The sequence below is a fragment of the Paenibacillus borealis genome, from assembly GCF_000758665.1.
Lineage (GTDB): Bacteria > Bacillota > Bacilli > Paenibacillales > Paenibacillaceae > Paenibacillus_AQ > Paenibacillus_AQ borealis.
Window position 1 is genome coordinate 5,718,675 of the sequence record NZ_CP009285.1, and the last position, 15,432, is coordinate 5,734,106.

Annotated in this window: 11 protein-coding genes and 1 pseudogene; 2 read left to right on the forward strand and 10 right to left on the reverse strand. The window is 49.3% G+C overall.

What is annotated here, in order from left to right; translation table 11 throughout:
* Positions 1-37 precede the first annotated feature (37 nt).
* Positions 38-796, reverse strand: a complete 759-nt coding sequence (locus PBOR_RS24535) for an IclR family transcriptional regulator (protein WP_042216228.1) — start codon at positions 794-796, stop codon at positions 38-40.
* A gap of 99 nt (positions 797-895) precedes the next feature.
* Between PBOR_RS24535 and PBOR_RS24540 the strand changes: the two genes are divergently transcribed.
* Positions 896-1,831, forward strand: a complete 936-nt coding sequence (locus PBOR_RS24540) for a dihydrodipicolinate synthase family protein (protein WP_245647891.1) — start codon at positions 896-898, stop codon at positions 1,829-1,831.
* A 196-nt stretch (positions 1,832-2,027) separates the two neighbouring features.
* Complete coding sequence (locus tag PBOR_RS24545; protein WP_081972165.1) at positions 2,028-3,056, forward strand: CdaR family transcriptional regulator; 1,029 nt, start codon at positions 2,028-2,030, stop codon at positions 3,054-3,056.
* Between the two features lie 596 nt (positions 3,057-3,652).
* Here PBOR_RS24545 and PBOR_RS24550 read toward each other — a convergent pair.
* The 9 genes and pseudogenes from PBOR_RS24550 to PBOR_RS24590 all read right to left on the reverse strand — a co-directional run bounded on the left by PBOR_RS24550 (position 3,653) and on the right by PBOR_RS24590 (position 15,377).
* Positions 3,653-4,795: a glycerate kinase family protein gene (locus PBOR_RS24550; protein ID WP_042216230.1), complete on the reverse strand. Its 1,143-nt coding sequence runs from the start codon at positions 4,793-4,795 to the stop codon at positions 3,653-3,655.
* 27 nt (positions 4,796-4,822) lie between these two features.
* Positions 4,823-6,124, reverse strand: coding sequence for a GntP family permease (locus PBOR_RS24555; RefSeq protein WP_042216232.1), 1,302 nt, complete (start codon positions 6,122-6,124; stop codon positions 4,823-4,825).
* Positions 6,125-6,312: 188 nt separating this feature from the next.
* Entirely contained in the window at positions 6,313-7,791 is a 1,479-nt protein-coding gene (locus PBOR_RS24560) for an MDR family MFS transporter (RefSeq protein WP_042216234.1), read from the reverse strand.
* 124 nt (positions 7,792-7,915) lie between these two features.
* Positions 7,916-8,386, reverse strand: a complete 471-nt coding sequence (locus PBOR_RS24565) for a MarR family winged helix-turn-helix transcriptional regulator (RefSeq protein WP_157764118.1) — start codon at positions 8,384-8,386, stop codon at positions 7,916-7,918.
* Positions 8,387-8,449: 63 nt separating this feature from the next.
* Positions 8,450-8,865 (reverse strand): annotated as a pseudogene (locus PBOR_RS24570) (DUF6985 domain-containing protein); the annotation flags it as partial.
* A gap of 327 nt (positions 8,866-9,192) precedes the next feature.
* Entirely contained in the window at positions 9,193-9,669 is a 477-nt protein-coding gene (locus PBOR_RS24575; RefSeq protein WP_039310794.1) for a hypothetical protein, read from the reverse strand.
* A 15-nt stretch (positions 9,670-9,684) separates the two neighbouring features.
* Positions 9,685-11,787: a DNA/RNA non-specific endonuclease gene (locus tag PBOR_RS38165; protein WP_245647893.1), complete on the reverse strand. Its 2,103-nt coding sequence runs from the start codon at positions 11,785-11,787 to the stop codon at positions 9,685-9,687.
* 129 nt (positions 11,788-11,916) lie between these two features.
* Positions 11,917-13,494 carry a response regulator transcription factor gene (locus PBOR_RS24585; RefSeq protein ID WP_042216240.1) on the reverse strand — a complete coding sequence of 526 codons (1,578 nt, stop codon included), beginning with the start codon at positions 13,492-13,494 and terminating at the stop codon, positions 11,917-11,919.
* Positions 13,491-15,377, reverse strand: a complete 1,887-nt coding sequence (locus tag PBOR_RS24590) for a sensor histidine kinase (protein ID WP_052429626.1) — start codon at positions 15,375-15,377, stop codon at positions 13,491-13,493. Before PBOR_RS24590 ends, PBOR_RS24585 begins: the two co-directional genes overlap by 4 nt.
* Positions 15,378-15,432 lie beyond the last annotated feature (55 nt).

A 15,432-nucleotide genomic window follows, 5' to 3' on the forward strand; every position in this document is an offset into this window, starting at 1 on the left:
GACCCTTCTCTCCTTCAGAATGAATTTGCACAGACAGTTAAGACAAGGATAGTTTCCCCGCCAGCTCCCTCACTTCCCGGACCGCAGCCTCCTGTTTATCGGCAAAAGCATGCTGAAGCATCGAGGTGCTTACAGCGGCAACGGCATTTCCGGCGGCATCCAGAACCGGCGCAGCCACGCAGCTGATGCCTTGAATAATCTCTTCGCGGTCCACTGCGTACCCGGCTTGGCGGATATCAGACAATTCGCCCGTGAATTCCGCCCAATCCGTCAACGTGTGAGACGTAACCGCAGTTAATGTTTTGCCGGAATAACGTCTTTCGAGCTCGCCGTCCGGCAGCAGTGCCAGCATCATCTTGCCCATGGCGGTCGCATGCGCCGGAAACCGCATCCCGGGACTGGACTCCAGCCTCACAAGGGACGGCCCTTCCTGCTTGGCCAGATAGATAATCTCATCCCGGTCAAGGATAGATAATTGAAAGGTTTCCCCGATCACCTTAACACTCTGGGCAGATCTGACCATGAACCGTTCCACCAGACTTGTGTTCTGCTTAAGGGACTCATTGTAGACCGTATTATAGTAGGTGATCCCCGCTCCGAGCGCGTAAGCCTCACTGTCGTCTTTCACCACCCATTGCAGAGTTTCCATCGTACGCAGCAGCGAGAACATGGAGCTTTTGTTAATGCCCGTTTCATCGCACAGGTCGGTCATCTTATGTTCTCCGGGCTTCCGGGAGATGGCTGTAAGAATCAGATCGGCCCGTTCTAAAGCCGGAACCCAATATTTCCGCTCCAAATCTTCATTCCCCTCTCTCTCATAAATCAATTGATTAAACCTATTTAGTTCATTATAATAATCCTATGTTTATAATATCAAACCTGGAGGCGGAATAAAATGAAAATTTCTAACATGACCATGAGACCGCATCATACAGGCATCATCCCCCCGGTTCCGACGATTCTGGATCAAGACGGGACCTTCAGCCACAGCGGGATGAAGCTGCTGATCGACAGCCTGATCGCTAACGGGGTTCAGGGACTCTTTTTCCTGGGGACAGCCGGAGAATTCAGCTTGTTCAGCACAGAGCAGCGCGAGGAAATCGCTGAGGTATGCCTTAAATATACGAATGGCCGTCTTCCGGTATGGATTGGCACGGGCAGCAACACGACAGCGGAAACCATCCGCCTTACCCGGCATGCTGCGGAGCAAGGCGCGACAGGTGTCGTTGTCATTAATCCTTATTACTACAAGCTTAGTGAGGAGGCTTTGTTCTCGCACTATGCCTCCATTCTGGAAGCCGTTGATGTGCCGCTGATTCTGTACAACTTCCCGGCGCTGACCGGCCAGGATCTGAGTCCGGCCTTTGTCAGCCGCCTTGCCGCCAAATATACAAATGTAACTGGAATTAAGGAAACCGTAGACCAGCTCAGCCACATCCGGCAGATGATTATGCAGGTGAAGGCGGTTAAACCGGACTTCTCGGTATTCTGCGGGTTTGATGAATATTTGCTGCCTACCCTGGCTGCCGGCGGGGACGGGGCGATTGCCGCCAGTGCCAACTTCGCACCGCAGCTGATGCTCGGCTTATTCAGCAGCTTCCTGAAGAATGATCTGCCAGAGGTGCATGAGCTGCACCGGAGAATCATAGAGATCCCTGCGCTGTACAGCATTGATGATCCTTTCATTCCTTCGATAAAAGAAGCCATTCGTCTGGCCGGTGTGCCGGTGTCCACCTTCTGTCTTGCACCATCAAGTCTCTGGAACGCAGACAAGGAGATTAAATTGAAGGAGATCTTCAACCGGGCAGGAATTCCCACAGTCTCTATCTAATCCTTAGCCCGCATAACCCAGGAGCGTGGCTGCTTATTCTGCATGGCTCGTTTGCCCGTTGAGTCCTTCAGTCCGGTATGCGGATTCCGTCTTTATTCTTCGTGCGGAATGCTCTATACTTTTGTTCAGATGCACAATGGAGTGTACAGAGGCTGCTTAGGCGGTAACCCAGACACGGCGAGGGGGGAAATTCCGGTTGTTTCAGCTATCGGAGAAGCAGGCGCAGGACATTGTAGACAAAATGATGATGGATATTCCTTATAACATCAACATCATGAATCATCAGGGGATTATTGTCGGCAGCGGAAATAAGGAGCGGGTTGGCACAGTTCACCAGGGGGCGGTCAAGGCATTGTCCACCGGGCAGATGGTGGAGGTGCTGGAGGATGGTCTATATGAGAAAAAAGGGACCAACGAGCCGATTGTCATCGGCAACACCCGCGTTGGTGTGATCGGAATCTCCGGCAGTCCGGAAGAAGTCCGGCCTTTCTGTAACATCGTAAGAACCACGGTATCCCTGCTCATCGAGCAACGGAATACGCTGGAGAATCTCGCGAATGAGGCAAACCGCAAGAAGGCTATGCTGGAGATGCTGCTCGCCCATCAGGGAGCATATTCCCAGAAATTAAGAAAAGAGGCCGCCCCCTACAACATCGATCTGCTGCTGAAGACTACGGTGCTCTATCTCAAGCACTTCAATCCGGAAAAGGATGCGGCGAAGCTCCTGCTGCGTTACCCGTCCTTCCAGCTGGATGAGGATACCTGGCTGCTGCTGATCCAGAACCGTCCCGACTGCAGCCCGCTGATCGCAGAGCTGCTGCATAATCAGCCGCTCCTGCTGCTGGCCTCCGGCAGGCACGAATCCAGCATTGCGGAAGGGTACCGCCAGGCCAAGTCAGCCTTGAGTATACTGCTTGCGCTGAGGCCTGCTTCACAATCCATTACCTTCGATGAAGCTGAATTCCTGGTGAAGCTCAGCCATGCGAAGCTGTCGGACAAGCCCGGCCGGGCGATCAAGCTGGAGGATACAGCCGATCTGCTGGAAACCCTCAGAAGCTTCATTAACCATAACTGCAGCGTCTCGCAAACGGCGGATCATCTCAATATTCACCGCAATACTCTGCAATACCGCCTGAAGCGGATTGAGAGTATTACCGGCAAAGACCCGAGGAATCTGCTGCAGCTCTTCGAGCTTACGTATGAGTTGCTGGCGCTCTATAAGTAGAGCGTCTTCTCGTGTTGTTATGCTTGGGTGCGGGTGCGCGGGTGCGGGCGGGCGGCGCGGGCGGGTGGGGGTGCGGGCGGTGAGGGTTGCGCGGGCGGGGGTGCGGGTGCAGGCGGGCGGATGCGCGGGCGGGTGCGGGCGGTGCAGGTGCGCGGGTGCGCGGGTGCGGGTGCGGCGGGTGCGGTGAGGGTTGCGCGGGCGTCACGTGCGTTGAATTACTGCCTCGCGTTTCTAAATGTTGTACGTAATACAACTCTGATTGATAGATACCGGGGATTTCGTAACGATTGTTGTATGAAATACAACAATTTCTCCGCTTACCCGCTTATACACGGGGAAATGCTGCATTTCATACAACAATCTGCGATTAGACCCGATATCACGGGAAGATTGTTGTATTTCGTGCAGGATTTCACCACTGCGAGGATTATTCATAGTATTATCTCCTGCACAAAACCAATAGCCCCTGGGAATTATCCCAGCGGCTATTCAATCAGACTCAATTCAACTCAATCCAATTCAGCTCAACTATTCACCCAGCTTCACTATTCAATTAGCTACACTATTCACCTAGCCACATTATTCGCTAAGCTACACTATTCGCTAATCGTCAGCAACCTCGCGATATTCTCGCAGGTCCGCTCTACATTGGCCGGCCCTTCGGCCAGCAGCTGCTCCAGGCCGGAAGCCCCCGGCACAATGCCAAAGATAGCATCGATACCTTCTGCATACAGCGTTTCAATTCCTTCGCCGATGTAACCGGCCAGGGCAATCACTTTCTTGCCGTTGGCCTTGGCGGTACGGGCTACGCCATACGGTGTTTTGCCGAATTTGGTCTGGAAATCGATTCCGCCTTCACCGGTAAATACGAAGTCCGCATCCGCCAGCTTCCGCGCAAGACCCGTGTACTCGATCACGATCTCGATCCCCTTCTGGAGTGTGGCCTGCGTAAAGATCATAAGGCCTGCCCCCAGACCGCCGGCCGCACCGGCACCGGGAAGATCCCGCACGTCCTTGTGAAGCTGCTGCTTCACCACTGCCGCATAATGGGCAAGGTTGGCATCCAGCTGCTGCACCATTTCAGGTGTAGCGCCTTTTTGCGGGCCGAATACCGCCGATGCCCCGTGATCGCCGCAGAGCGGATTCGTCACGTCGCAGGCGACAATCAGCTGAACCTGCTGCAGTCTTGCATCAAGCGAGCTGATGTCGACGCTGCTCAGCCGGCCCAGACTACCGCCGCCGCGCGGCAGCAACTCCCCCGCCTCATCGATGAATCTCGCACCCAGCGCCTCGGCCATGCCTGCGCCGCCGTCATTGGTCGCACTCCCGCCGATGCCGATAATAATTTTCCGGATTCCCTGTTCCAGACATTCCAGAATCAGTTCACCTGTACCGTAAGTCGTTGTGATCAGCGGATTCCGGTCTGCCTTATCCACCAGCTGAATGCCGCTGGCAGAAGCCATCTCGATCGCCGCAGTCTGTCCGTCACCAAGGATTCCGTATTTCGCTGTAACCGGCTGTCCGAGCGGCCCCACTACTTTTCTATAATGAATCTCCCCGCCGGAAGCATCCACAAGGGATTGTACCGTCCCCTCTCCGCCGTCTGCCATGGGAACATGGATATAAGACGCTTCCGGATAAATCTTCCGCAGTCCGCTCTCCATCGCAATGCAGACTTCCTTCGCGGTCATACTCTCTTTAAAGGAATCCGGTGCCAGTACAAAGGTTTTCTCTCTCATTTCCACACCCCGTATATGATATTGATATTAGAATAAAAATCCGTAAACCAGCGTAGCCACAATCGTCATCGTTCCGCCGACAACCGCTTCGTAAGGAATAAGCCCCATACGCTGCTTGATCGTCATCTTCATACTGTCAGCAGTAACGTGGAAGTAGGTGCCCTGCGGCAGCGAGTCGATGACCGTCGCCCCGGTATGGACCATAACGGCTGCCGCCAGCGGAGCCGTGCCCATATCCAGAATGGCCTGTCCGAAGGAGCCGGTCGCCACAATAACCCCAGTCGAAGTGGACGCGGTTGCCGCTGCCATCAGAATACCGGAGATCGGTGCCAGGAACGTGCCGGAGATACCGGACAGCTCAATGAGATGAACCACCTGATTCGATAAATCCGAAGCAGAGATCAAGCCGGCAATTCCTCCTGCCCCGATCAGAATCAGGACGGTGGCTGTCATTTTACTGAGACCTGAGGACGTATACTGCAGAACCTTGTTTCCCTGTCCCATCGCCAGCATACCGATAATACCAGCCAGCGGCAGAATATAAAGCGCATCCACTTTGAGTCTGGCCAATGCCTCTATTCCGGATATCGAACCGATTGGATTAATCATCAGCAGGACAATCGCAACCAGAGGAGCGACAATCGCTCGGCTGAGCGGCGGATAAGTAGCTGTATTCGCAGTGTCGGTACCGTTTGCAGCTTCTTCAGTGGTAACCATTATACCTTTTTTCTTCAGCAATGAGGCAAGGATAACGGTTACAATTAATCCGCAGACAGCCGGGATCAGGCCCGCCAGCATCACATGGCTCAGATCCAGGTCGAAGCCCCGTGCGGCTGCGATGGTATTCGGATTCGGGGATATAATATTCCCGGCTTTGCCTCCGCCCGACAGCGCCAGCAGCAGCGCTACCTTGGAAATGCCCATTTTGTTACCCACCGACAGAGCAATCGGAGCTACAATTAAGACAGCTACCGGGATGAATACCCCCATGGCCGTAATGACCATCGTCGCCAGCGCCAGCGCCAGAATTGCCTTGCTTCCGCCGAACTTTTTGACAATAGCCTGGGCTATCGCTTCAGCCGCACCTGATTCCATCATGACACCAGCCAGGACTCCGGCGGCCAGCACCCGCAGAACCGTGCCCATTACACTTTGTGTACCGCTTACAAGAACGCTTACCGTCTGTTCCAGATTGGCTCCACCGATAAGCGCCCCTACAATGGCTCCCAGGAACAGTGCGTATACCGGATTTAATTTTCTAAGGATCAGAATAATGGCAATTGCCAGTCCTGCCAGTGCTCCGTACCAACCAATGATTAATCCTTCCATTTCGAATATCCCCCTAAGTACTTGTTGAACACGCTCTCATTATACGGCCCCGGGGCAGCAAAAGAATATTGATGATCGGACGAAATGCATTGTGCAAGTGACCAATAGAAACCAGCCACATTTGTACTCCATTGTAAAAAGAGGACCTCCGGCAAATGCCGGAAATCCCCTTTTTTAACTCTCGAATGTTAAGAAGCAGTCTGACGTCTTGGCTTATCCGGCTGTGCTGCAGCATGACTGTGAACGATACTCCGTCTCACGAAGAACCCGGCAATCACACCAATCAAGGTGATCGCTGCAGCCAGAATGAATGCATTATGCACGCCTGCCGCCAGACTTAGTGATCCCATCTCCGCTGCGGCGGTACTCGAATGAGTACTGATGTAGGTGCTTTGGCCCGCGGTCATCACACTTACAATCAGAGCTGTTCCTACGGCACTGGCTAACTGCTGCAGAGTATTCATGATGGCTGTACCGTGCGGATGCAGTTCCCGCGGAAGCTGATTCAGCCCGTTCGTCTGCGCCGGCATCAGGGTAAGCGCCAGGCCCGCCGTCATGCAGCAATGCATAAGAATGATCATGTAGACTGGAGTATTTACGTCAACGCTGGTGAACATCCACATGGCGGCCGACAAAATGATCATACCCGGAATAACCAGTACCCGGGGGCCGACTTTATCAAAGCTCCGTCCGATAATGGGTGACAGTATAGCATTGACCAGCCCGGCGGGAAGCATGAGCAGCCCGGCATACAGAGCTGACAATTTCAGCGAGCCCTGCATGAAGATCGGCAGCAGGTAGGATGTCGCGAAGATCGTCAGGAAGCCGATGACAATAAATAATGTACCTGTTGTGAACATCGGATATTTGAACGCCCGCAAATTCATGATCGGCTGCTTCATCGTGAGCTGGCGCAAGATAAACAGTAAGAGTGCTGCAAGTCCGATAACAAGGCAGGCAATAACCTTCGTGCTGCCCCAGCCTCCATCTCCTTCGCCCACCACACTAAGCCCATATACGATTCCGCCAAAGGCGATAGTGGACAGGATAAGCGACAGTGCATCAATCTTCGGTTTGGTGATCGTTGCCACATTCTCAATATTAAGCAGCCCGATGATAAAGTCGATCACGAGGAATGGGACCAGCACCCAGAACATCCAGTGCCAATCCAGCTTGTCGATGATCAGCCCGGACACGGTAGGTCCAAGCGCCGGAGCTACCATCATCACGAGACCTACCATCCCCATAGCCGCCCCGCGTTTCGCTGGTGGAATAATAGTCAGGATCGTATTGAAGATAACCGGCATCAAGATTGCAGTACCCGCCGCCTGAACCAAACGCCCTATAAGCAGCATCCCAAAGCCCGGGGCAAGTCCTGCGGCCAAGGTTCCGAGCATAAATAAGCTGATTGCCGTGACGAATAATTTCCTAGTTGTGAACCACTGCAGCAGTAAGGCTGAGACCGGCATAATGATGCTGATGACCAGAATGTAACCTGTGGTGATCCATTGTGCGGTTGAAGCGGAAAGATTCCACTCCGCCATAAGCACCGGCAGGGCCACGTTCATCATGGTCTCACTTAACAGACCGATGAATCCCCCCAGTAATAGCGCTACGAGCACAGGGATTACCTTGTATTTCACCTTGATTTGTGATGCCTCATTCATGTACTAACGTTCTCCTCTCGAATTGCCTATCCATATTATCTATACGTCCGCTTATTATATGTTCACTTATTAAATAGAGTCAAGGTTTTTCTTTTAACTTTCTTTTGGCAAATTCGTTCCAGCTCTATGTCGACAGTGTCTTCAACCGGGCAATGAAATCTGGCATATCCGGCCCCAGCTTGGAGAAAAACATCTGATCTGCGCTCATAACGATCTGGCTGGCACGTTCCATTACAGCTACTCCGGATTCGGTCAGTGCGATCAGCTTGGCTCTTGTATCCTGCGGATGCGGCACACGGCTGATATACCCTTTTTTCTCCAGTGTTCTCAGCACTTCTGAAGCCATCATCGGATCGATATCAGAATTGTGGGCAATCTGAATCTGCGTCACACCGGACGCGCTTTCCCGCTCATTCAGTGCATGGCAGGACCGCAGCAGCGCAAACTGGACATGTGTCAGATCTACCTCCCGCAGCTCGGCTTTCATCAATTTTTGCCAATTGTTCGTGACTCTCCACATGATATAACCTATATCTTCTGTATATTGATCCATTCCCGCGTCTCCCGTCGTTGTTGCTGCATTATATTTGTTCATTATAAGCAGGAGAGGAAGTGCCGTCAAAAAATATAGATGCTCCCCATTCCGATTATTTTGCTGCTAAATTACAACATCCTGATATCCAACATCAATTACAGCTTCATCCAATAAACGAAGTCCCAGGCCATTTTCCTGATCCCATGTACAGTCAAATGTCAGTCCAATATATCTGCCTTCAAATCGTCTTGCAGATGGTACAAAAATTCCAACTAACATGATACTTTCGAGAAGTTTATCATTGGATTCAATTAAAGGGTACTTTTCATTATATGAAACGTCATACCCAAGTTCAGATCGCTTCGGTTTGTAATAGTCTAAAATTTGTTTCAGAATACTTTGCTGAATAGCCCTCCAATTTTCTTTCAAAGTATTATATGAAGCATACTGTTTTTCACTAAATTCTCCATCTTCTTCACCATCTACCATCAAAGCAATATTGACATTTCTCCGAAAAACTCAATTGTAGTATCTTTGCTTGATTAACAAATCTGTTGTCCTCGGTCTTAATAAAACCATTAAGGATGAATATTATCTTTTTTCTAAACTGGTACTGCCGAACCCCGATGAGAAACGAAAACAACAAAAACAAGTCAATCATGGGGGCATCTGACCATAATCGACCTGTCCTGTGTAATAGAATAGCGATACTTTCTTCATCATAAAAGAATACTTCAAGTACTTGACTTAGGTCATAACTTGACTCTTCCTCCTAATTGAACGAACATAATTTCTGTTTCATTTGCAATTAGGCAGTTCGGTGACCAACGTTAATCACTTCCAAAAAAGAAACAAAATCATTGGGTTCAGACTTTATTATTAGTTAGTCCCATTTTAATTTGTTCAAACCATTCCATAGAAATGTCATCTGCAGTTTTAACAGGATCATTAGTATGTATCAAATCATATTTATATTCAGCATTAAGACTATTCTTATCTACTTTGTAAACTAGTTTAATTTCAGTTGGCATTTCTCTGTTGTACTCATTGCATAATTTATATATTTTTTCGATGTCTCCATTTATTATTCTCATTACTCCTCTTTGCCGGTCTACAGATGTATTATATTGAAATTCATTTTCATCTTTTTCCAAAGCATCATTTAATTTGTTTTTTCTAACAACTTTCCCATTAATCAAGAAGAAAAAATCACTGGAAATGACCTTTTCCTCAAATGAGCAATAGATAAATATTGTATCAGCATTATTACTAACATACTCCAAACATATAGAGACCATATCCGCTTGCAATTCACTAAAAAAATCTTCAAATACCTTATTCATTGATTGATCATCCTTTCAATTCAATAAATCCTTAGAAAAAAATTCTCCATCTATCTCGTAATCTATAATAAATTTAGATGGTCGTAAGTCATCTCCCTCATATTTCACTTCAACATTTACTTTTACTTGCTTTCCTTCCTTTATTGCTGCCGCCCACTGATTTTCAATTTTTTTATACTTACTCAAATTCACATTACTTGACTGAGATACAAGGTTATCAATCTCTGGTGACCCTCCAAATCTGTCTCCTGCCAAATGACCTGCATGGTCTCCAGTTACTTTGCCCGGTGTATTTGCATCATGCGGTAACCTTTCATCTCTTGCCGTTAATTTTAGCTCATCCGTACTAAACTTTTCAATTCTACCCAACTGATCTGTTTCATAATTATATTGGTGCTCACCTGCCTTATACTTCGCATTAGGTATAAGTTTCCCTGTATCATCAAAAGGATTATCAGCAAAAGTCTTTTCAGGTACTTCACCCGGCCCCTCAATCCTACTCCCGCCACCACCCATTTCATCCATCGCATCAATATATTGCTGCTGCACGGATGTCTTCGGCAACGCTGGGGCATCGGGTATCTCCCCTGCCTTGAAGGCCAGCCCTTCCGGTGTCTGCAATACCGGACCCAGATCCGGGAGCTTCTGCTTGATCCCTTTAAGGGCATCTTTCGCCGCCTGGCTGACGACGTCTTCCACCCCGCTGAACACTTTCCCGGCTTTTCCGATTTTGGTGACCTGCAGTCCCGGAACCAGGATGGACGCTACCGAGCCCAGCATCGCTGCCTTCTCTTCCGGCGTTCCTTCGTCAAAATTATGATACGCCATCTTGGCCGCTTCCACCAGTACTTCCGGATGCTCCATGATATACACCGCTTGATTCTTCATTTCCGTTGTTGTTTTGACCGGGTGAACCACAACGTTGAAGGCAAACGTAGCCGTATCCGCCACACCCATGACGACCTCTGTGATCAAGCCTTCCCCAAAAGCTCTTACTACCGCGTCCGCTTGTACGACTTTTTTCCGCCATGCCGTCATACCGTACGTGTCTTCCAGCCACATTTCATAGGCCAGCACCTGATTGGTTACTTTGGGATCAGAAATCCGCTCCATATAATAGTTAAAGGTCGTCTCATTTCTTTTGTTGCTAGCGGTAATCGGAGTGCCGTCCGGCAGTTCCAGCGGCGGACCGTTCAGCCGTCTTGCAGCTTCGATCTGCTCCTGGACCTGCCTCACAGCCTCAGCGATCCTGATCTCCTCCCGCTTCACTTCCAGCTGGCTTCGCGCATAGTTCCCAGCAGCACTCTTCTCCATCGCCAGCCGCAGCAGCAGGAGATATTCTTCATTATGTATGAGCGGTACACTCTCCGCCGTGATCGACGGATCATAATCGCAGGCTTTGACAGCCGGCTGCTTGAAATAGCCGCTTAGATCTTTCCCTGCTTCATATTGGACCTTGCCTACACCCAGGGACGCCAGCTTCCGGCGTGCTTCTTCGGCCTGCGCGTGGACGGCCTCCATCTGCGTCTTGTTGCCGAACGCTTCATAGACCTTGAAGGCCATCTGCGCCTTCGCGATCCCATCCCGCGCCGCGAAGATATCCTTCAGCTTGCTTAGGGCCGCAATACCCTCTACGGTCAAAAGCCCGGACGTTTGGATGATATTCCGCAGCTTCTGCACTGCCGGATCGTTATTCAGCTCATCCTTTCCCAGCAGGACGGTAACAGAAGTGATCAGATACGCTACACTCTTCTGCACAAAGGCTGGAATGGAAACCCGGCCAGCGGCATTTGGCGTCCCAAAGCTTCCGAATGCACCCGTGAGAAGACTAAACTGCTGCGTAAGCTTGTCAGCCTGCCGTTTATTCTCCTCCTGCAGTCCTGCGACTCCTTTCAGGGCGGTCCGGATGATATCCTCCAATTTCTCCGCTTCTACGGTTAATTCATTGATCATGACCTGGGCCTTCACCAGGTGGTCTCCCAGGGGAATTCCGCCCCAGCCGCTGGACTGGCCCTTCAGCTGCAAATACAGCCGGTTGGTGTCCTGGCTTACCTGGCCTATTCTGGTCTGCAGGCGCTGGACTTCATCCTCGTTAAATATAAGTCTTGCGGAAGACAATATCATCCCTGCTTCCTTGTCAATATATATCCATTAATGTTATACAGATTTCTTCTTTATCGGATTTATCTTCCATAAATTTAAGGGATAACCATTGAATTGAAAGAGTAAGGGATGTTAACACTCCGGCTATTGATCTTTTGGCGCAGACAATACTTTTTGCTGATTACGGTATTCTACCGGACTCACACCTTCACTTTCTTTAAATACCCGGTTGAAGTTCTTCGTGTTCTCAAACCCGGAATTCTTGGCGATCTCGTAAATCATATCATCTGTGGTTTGAAGCAGCTGCTTGGCCTTACCGATCCGGTACTTCTTCAAATAGTTCACAAAATTCTCTCCCGTATATTCCCGGAAAGCCTGGCTGAAATAAGAATAGTTAAAGGATACTAGATTAGAAATAATGGTCATATTAATATTCTGTGCATAGTTCTCTTGAATGTACTGGAGTGCCTTCTTCATTTCTTTATTATCCATCTGCACGGATTTCAAGGTATGGAGGTAGTCATCCAGCAGCAGGAACAAGCTCTCTGCTTCACGGTAATAGTCTTGGAAACAGCTGAACTGATATAAATCGCTTACCTTATTGTACCGTTGCAGCATTTCCGCTGATTCTTCTTTACCATACAATTGAATGGATTGATTAAATACAATTTCGTTCAGGGCTCTGCTGATTCCCTCAAGATACCCGATATTCTTCGGGCTGATATCCGCAGCGTCCAATATTTCATGAAGCAGCCTCAGCATCTCCGTCTCACGCCCTGAACCCAGCATATTCGCAACCCTTTTGATTGTATCTACAGGTACCTGATAGCCGCTATCCTTAAGGCAAATCTCCTCGAATGTTACGATTCCGGGTGCGGGCAGCATGAAAGTATGCTTCAAAGAAACAGCCGCCTCCTCATAAGCAGAGTAGAGCTTCTCCATCCCATAATTCAGCCCGCTTACGGCGATGTTCAGGTGAGAATCAGCCTGCATCAGCTGTCCGGTTATAATCGGTGCAGCAAGCGCGCCCTCCGTCAGGATAACAGCATGCGAATTTCGGTCAAAAAACCGCACGAAGCGAAAATGAAATGCGGGCTGAAGCTGTTCTATTAACGCATGAATCTGCGCCTTAAAGGTAATCGTCCCTATTGCCTGCACATCCCCGGCATATTTGATTATCACTGTATGAAAACCGTGATCCATCCAGTCCAGCTCCAGCTGGGCCAGCCGCTCTCTAACCTCTTCCGCCTCAGCTGAAGGATAGCCCGCGTAGTAATTCAGCTGGCTCTCCATGTACTCCTCCCGCTGCTCAGAGGACGCGGACAGTGCATCTATCACTTCCGCTCTTCGTACAAGCTCCTCTTCAGCGCGCTTAATTGCAGCAGCCAATTCCTCGCGGATCACCGGTTTGAGCAGATATTCCTTCACTTCATAGCGGATAGCCGCTTTGGCATAAGAGAAATCATCATAGCCGCTGACAATCACAATTACTGGCTTCAGATTGAAGTCTTGAATCGATTTTATTAATCCGATCCCATCCATCTCCGGCATACGGATATCCGTAATCAGAAGGTCTATATTCTCAGATTTCAGTATGTCCAGCGCCTCAAATGCATCACAGGCCAAACGGATGTCATAGACATCTTTATATTCCCGCTCAATCATGGCCTGAAGCCCGCGGCGGATATTCTTTTCATCATCCACAATCAGGAGCTTTCTCATATAATCTGTGTTCCTCCTCTACCTGATGTTAATAAAGGCAGCTTCACGGTTACTTGGGTATAGCTTCCCCGCTTGCTCTCTATCCGGAGTCCATACTCCTCCCCGTACACCATCTGAATCCGCTGATTCACATTTCGCAGCCCGATGCCGCCGCTCCGCTTATTCAGCTCCGCCGTCTCCGTCGTCTCCCCGGGCAATGCATAGAATTCCTCGTCGCTCATGATCAGCTTGCGATTCAGCTCCTGTAGCTTATCCCCGGCAATTCCGATACCGTTGTCAGTCACCTCTATATAGAAGAAACCGCCTTCTTCAAAAGCCCGTATAGCCACAACCAGGCCGTCACCCTTCATCAAAGCGGAATATACCCCGTGCTTCAAGGCATTCTCCACAATAGGCTGCAGGGACATCTTTAATAATTCATGATCCCGAAATCTGTCCTCCACCTCAATCACCAGTTTCAGCTTCTCGTCATAACGGATATTCATGATCGTTACGTAATGCTGAATATGACCCACTTCATCTCTCAGCTGCACCCTGTCACTGGACCATCTGAGATTGTAACGCATAATACTGCCCAGGGAAGTGAGCGCATCCGATACGGTGTATTGTCCTTCGACTTCTGCAAGCATCTTCAAATTTTCCAGGGTGTTGTATAAAAAATGGGCATCAATCTGATTGTGCAATGCCTGGAGCTCGGCTTCTTTCGTGGCTGCGCTGCGCTTTACCGCATCGGCTATCATTTCATTGATCGTATTCAGCATCTGCCGGAAATGATGGGCCAGCTCTCCGATCTCATCACCGCCTCTGACATCAATGTCTACGCCAAAATCGCCGCTGCGTACTTGTTTCATGGATTCCCGCAAAATATTCAGTTTGTTCAGTATGATGGACTGCATGAAGAAGGTTGTAATGGCCAGAAGTATCAGCAGGATTAGAATGACCACAATGACGGTGTTTCGGGTTTGATCTATCTTGGAATATGTAGTCTGTAATGAAATCACATTGATAAGCTCTGCATTTATTTTATCGATATGTTCCACGAGGTATAGGAAATCCTCCCCCTTACGGGAGAGCAGCAATGATGACTTGCCTGCTTGCTGGTACTTAGCGACGGCCTGCTGAATATCAGCTTCATCCAATTCCGGTAGCGGGTCTGTGTTGTTGGCATGCAGGTTGCCCTGCTGATCAAGTATGTAAAACCGGGAAACCCGGTCACTGCTGTTGTTATAAGCCTTTTTGAAGAAATTCCCGATGGGCATATCGACTTTGATGATTCCAAGATGCTGGATAAGATTCTGGCTGTTAATCTGATTAACTCCCGCCATCAAGGAGACTATAGAGCTTGAGCTTTGGTTCACAGCAGCGTTGCTGTCCTGTACCTGTAATAGTGTATCTTCCGATTGAATTTCCCATAGAATGTTTCCATTTTGATTCATCATTTTAGTATAAAAGGGGCTGTCCTTAATCCTCTCTTCATGATAAATGATCGGCCAGAGCTCACTGATCCATGGATTATTCACGAAGAAACGGATACCCGCGATATCCGAATTATTAAACAGCACACTTTGCAAAAAGGTCAGAGAATACTCTTGGAACCGCTTGATATCCTCCAACTCGGGCTCCGATTCAACAGTTACATACTCCCTCAGCTGCCGATCCGAAACCAGTAACCCGATTGACTGCTCCATGACCTCGATCTTGCTCATAATCTCTTGTTTCTCATTATCGGTCTGGTAACGGTTCTCCTGAATGATGTCTTTAATCGTATTCTGATAGAACCCGGTAAACAAATAGTTAGAGATTATAATAACCGGAACCAGAATAATCAAGATATAAGCCCCGATTAGCTTAATTTGAATGGACAGATCCGCAAACCACCTCATTAGCTTCTCTGCTGTGCTCCTAACCCTGGCCATCTCCCGCCCCTTTTCTTCAACC

Bases quoted from the DNA above. Each gene is read 5' to 3' on its own strand.
- PBOR_RS24565 (WP_157764118.1), bottom strand. From the start codon at position 8,386: ATGAACAAATATAATGCAGCAACAACGACGGGAGACGCGGGAATGGAT.
- PBOR_RS24590 (WP_052429626.1), bottom strand. From the start codon at position 15,377: ATGAGGTGGTTTGCGGATCTGTCCATTCAAATTAAGCTAATCGGGGCT.
- PBOR_RS24550 (WP_042216230.1), bottom strand. From the start codon at position 4,795: ATGAGAGAGAAAACCTTTGTACTGGCACCGGATTCCTTTAAAGAGAGT.
- PBOR_RS24555 (WP_042216232.1), bottom strand. From the start codon at position 6,124: ATGGAAGGATTAATCATTGGTTGGTACGGAGCACTGGCAGGACTGGCA.
- PBOR_RS24585 (WP_042216240.1), bottom strand. From the start codon at position 13,494: ATGAGAAAGCTCCTGATTGTGGATGATGAAAAGAATATCCGCCGCGGG.
- PBOR_RS24575 (WP_039310794.1), bottom strand. From the start codon at position 9,669: ATGAATAAGGTATTTGAAGATTTTTTTAGTGAATTGCAAGCGGATATG.
- PBOR_RS24560 (WP_042216234.1), bottom strand. From the start codon at position 7,791: ATGAATGAGGCATCACAAATCAAGGTGAAATACAAGGTAATCCCTGTG.
- PBOR_RS24540 (WP_245647891.1), top strand. From the start codon at position 896: ATGAAAATTTCTAACATGACCATGAGACCGCATCATACAGGCATCATC.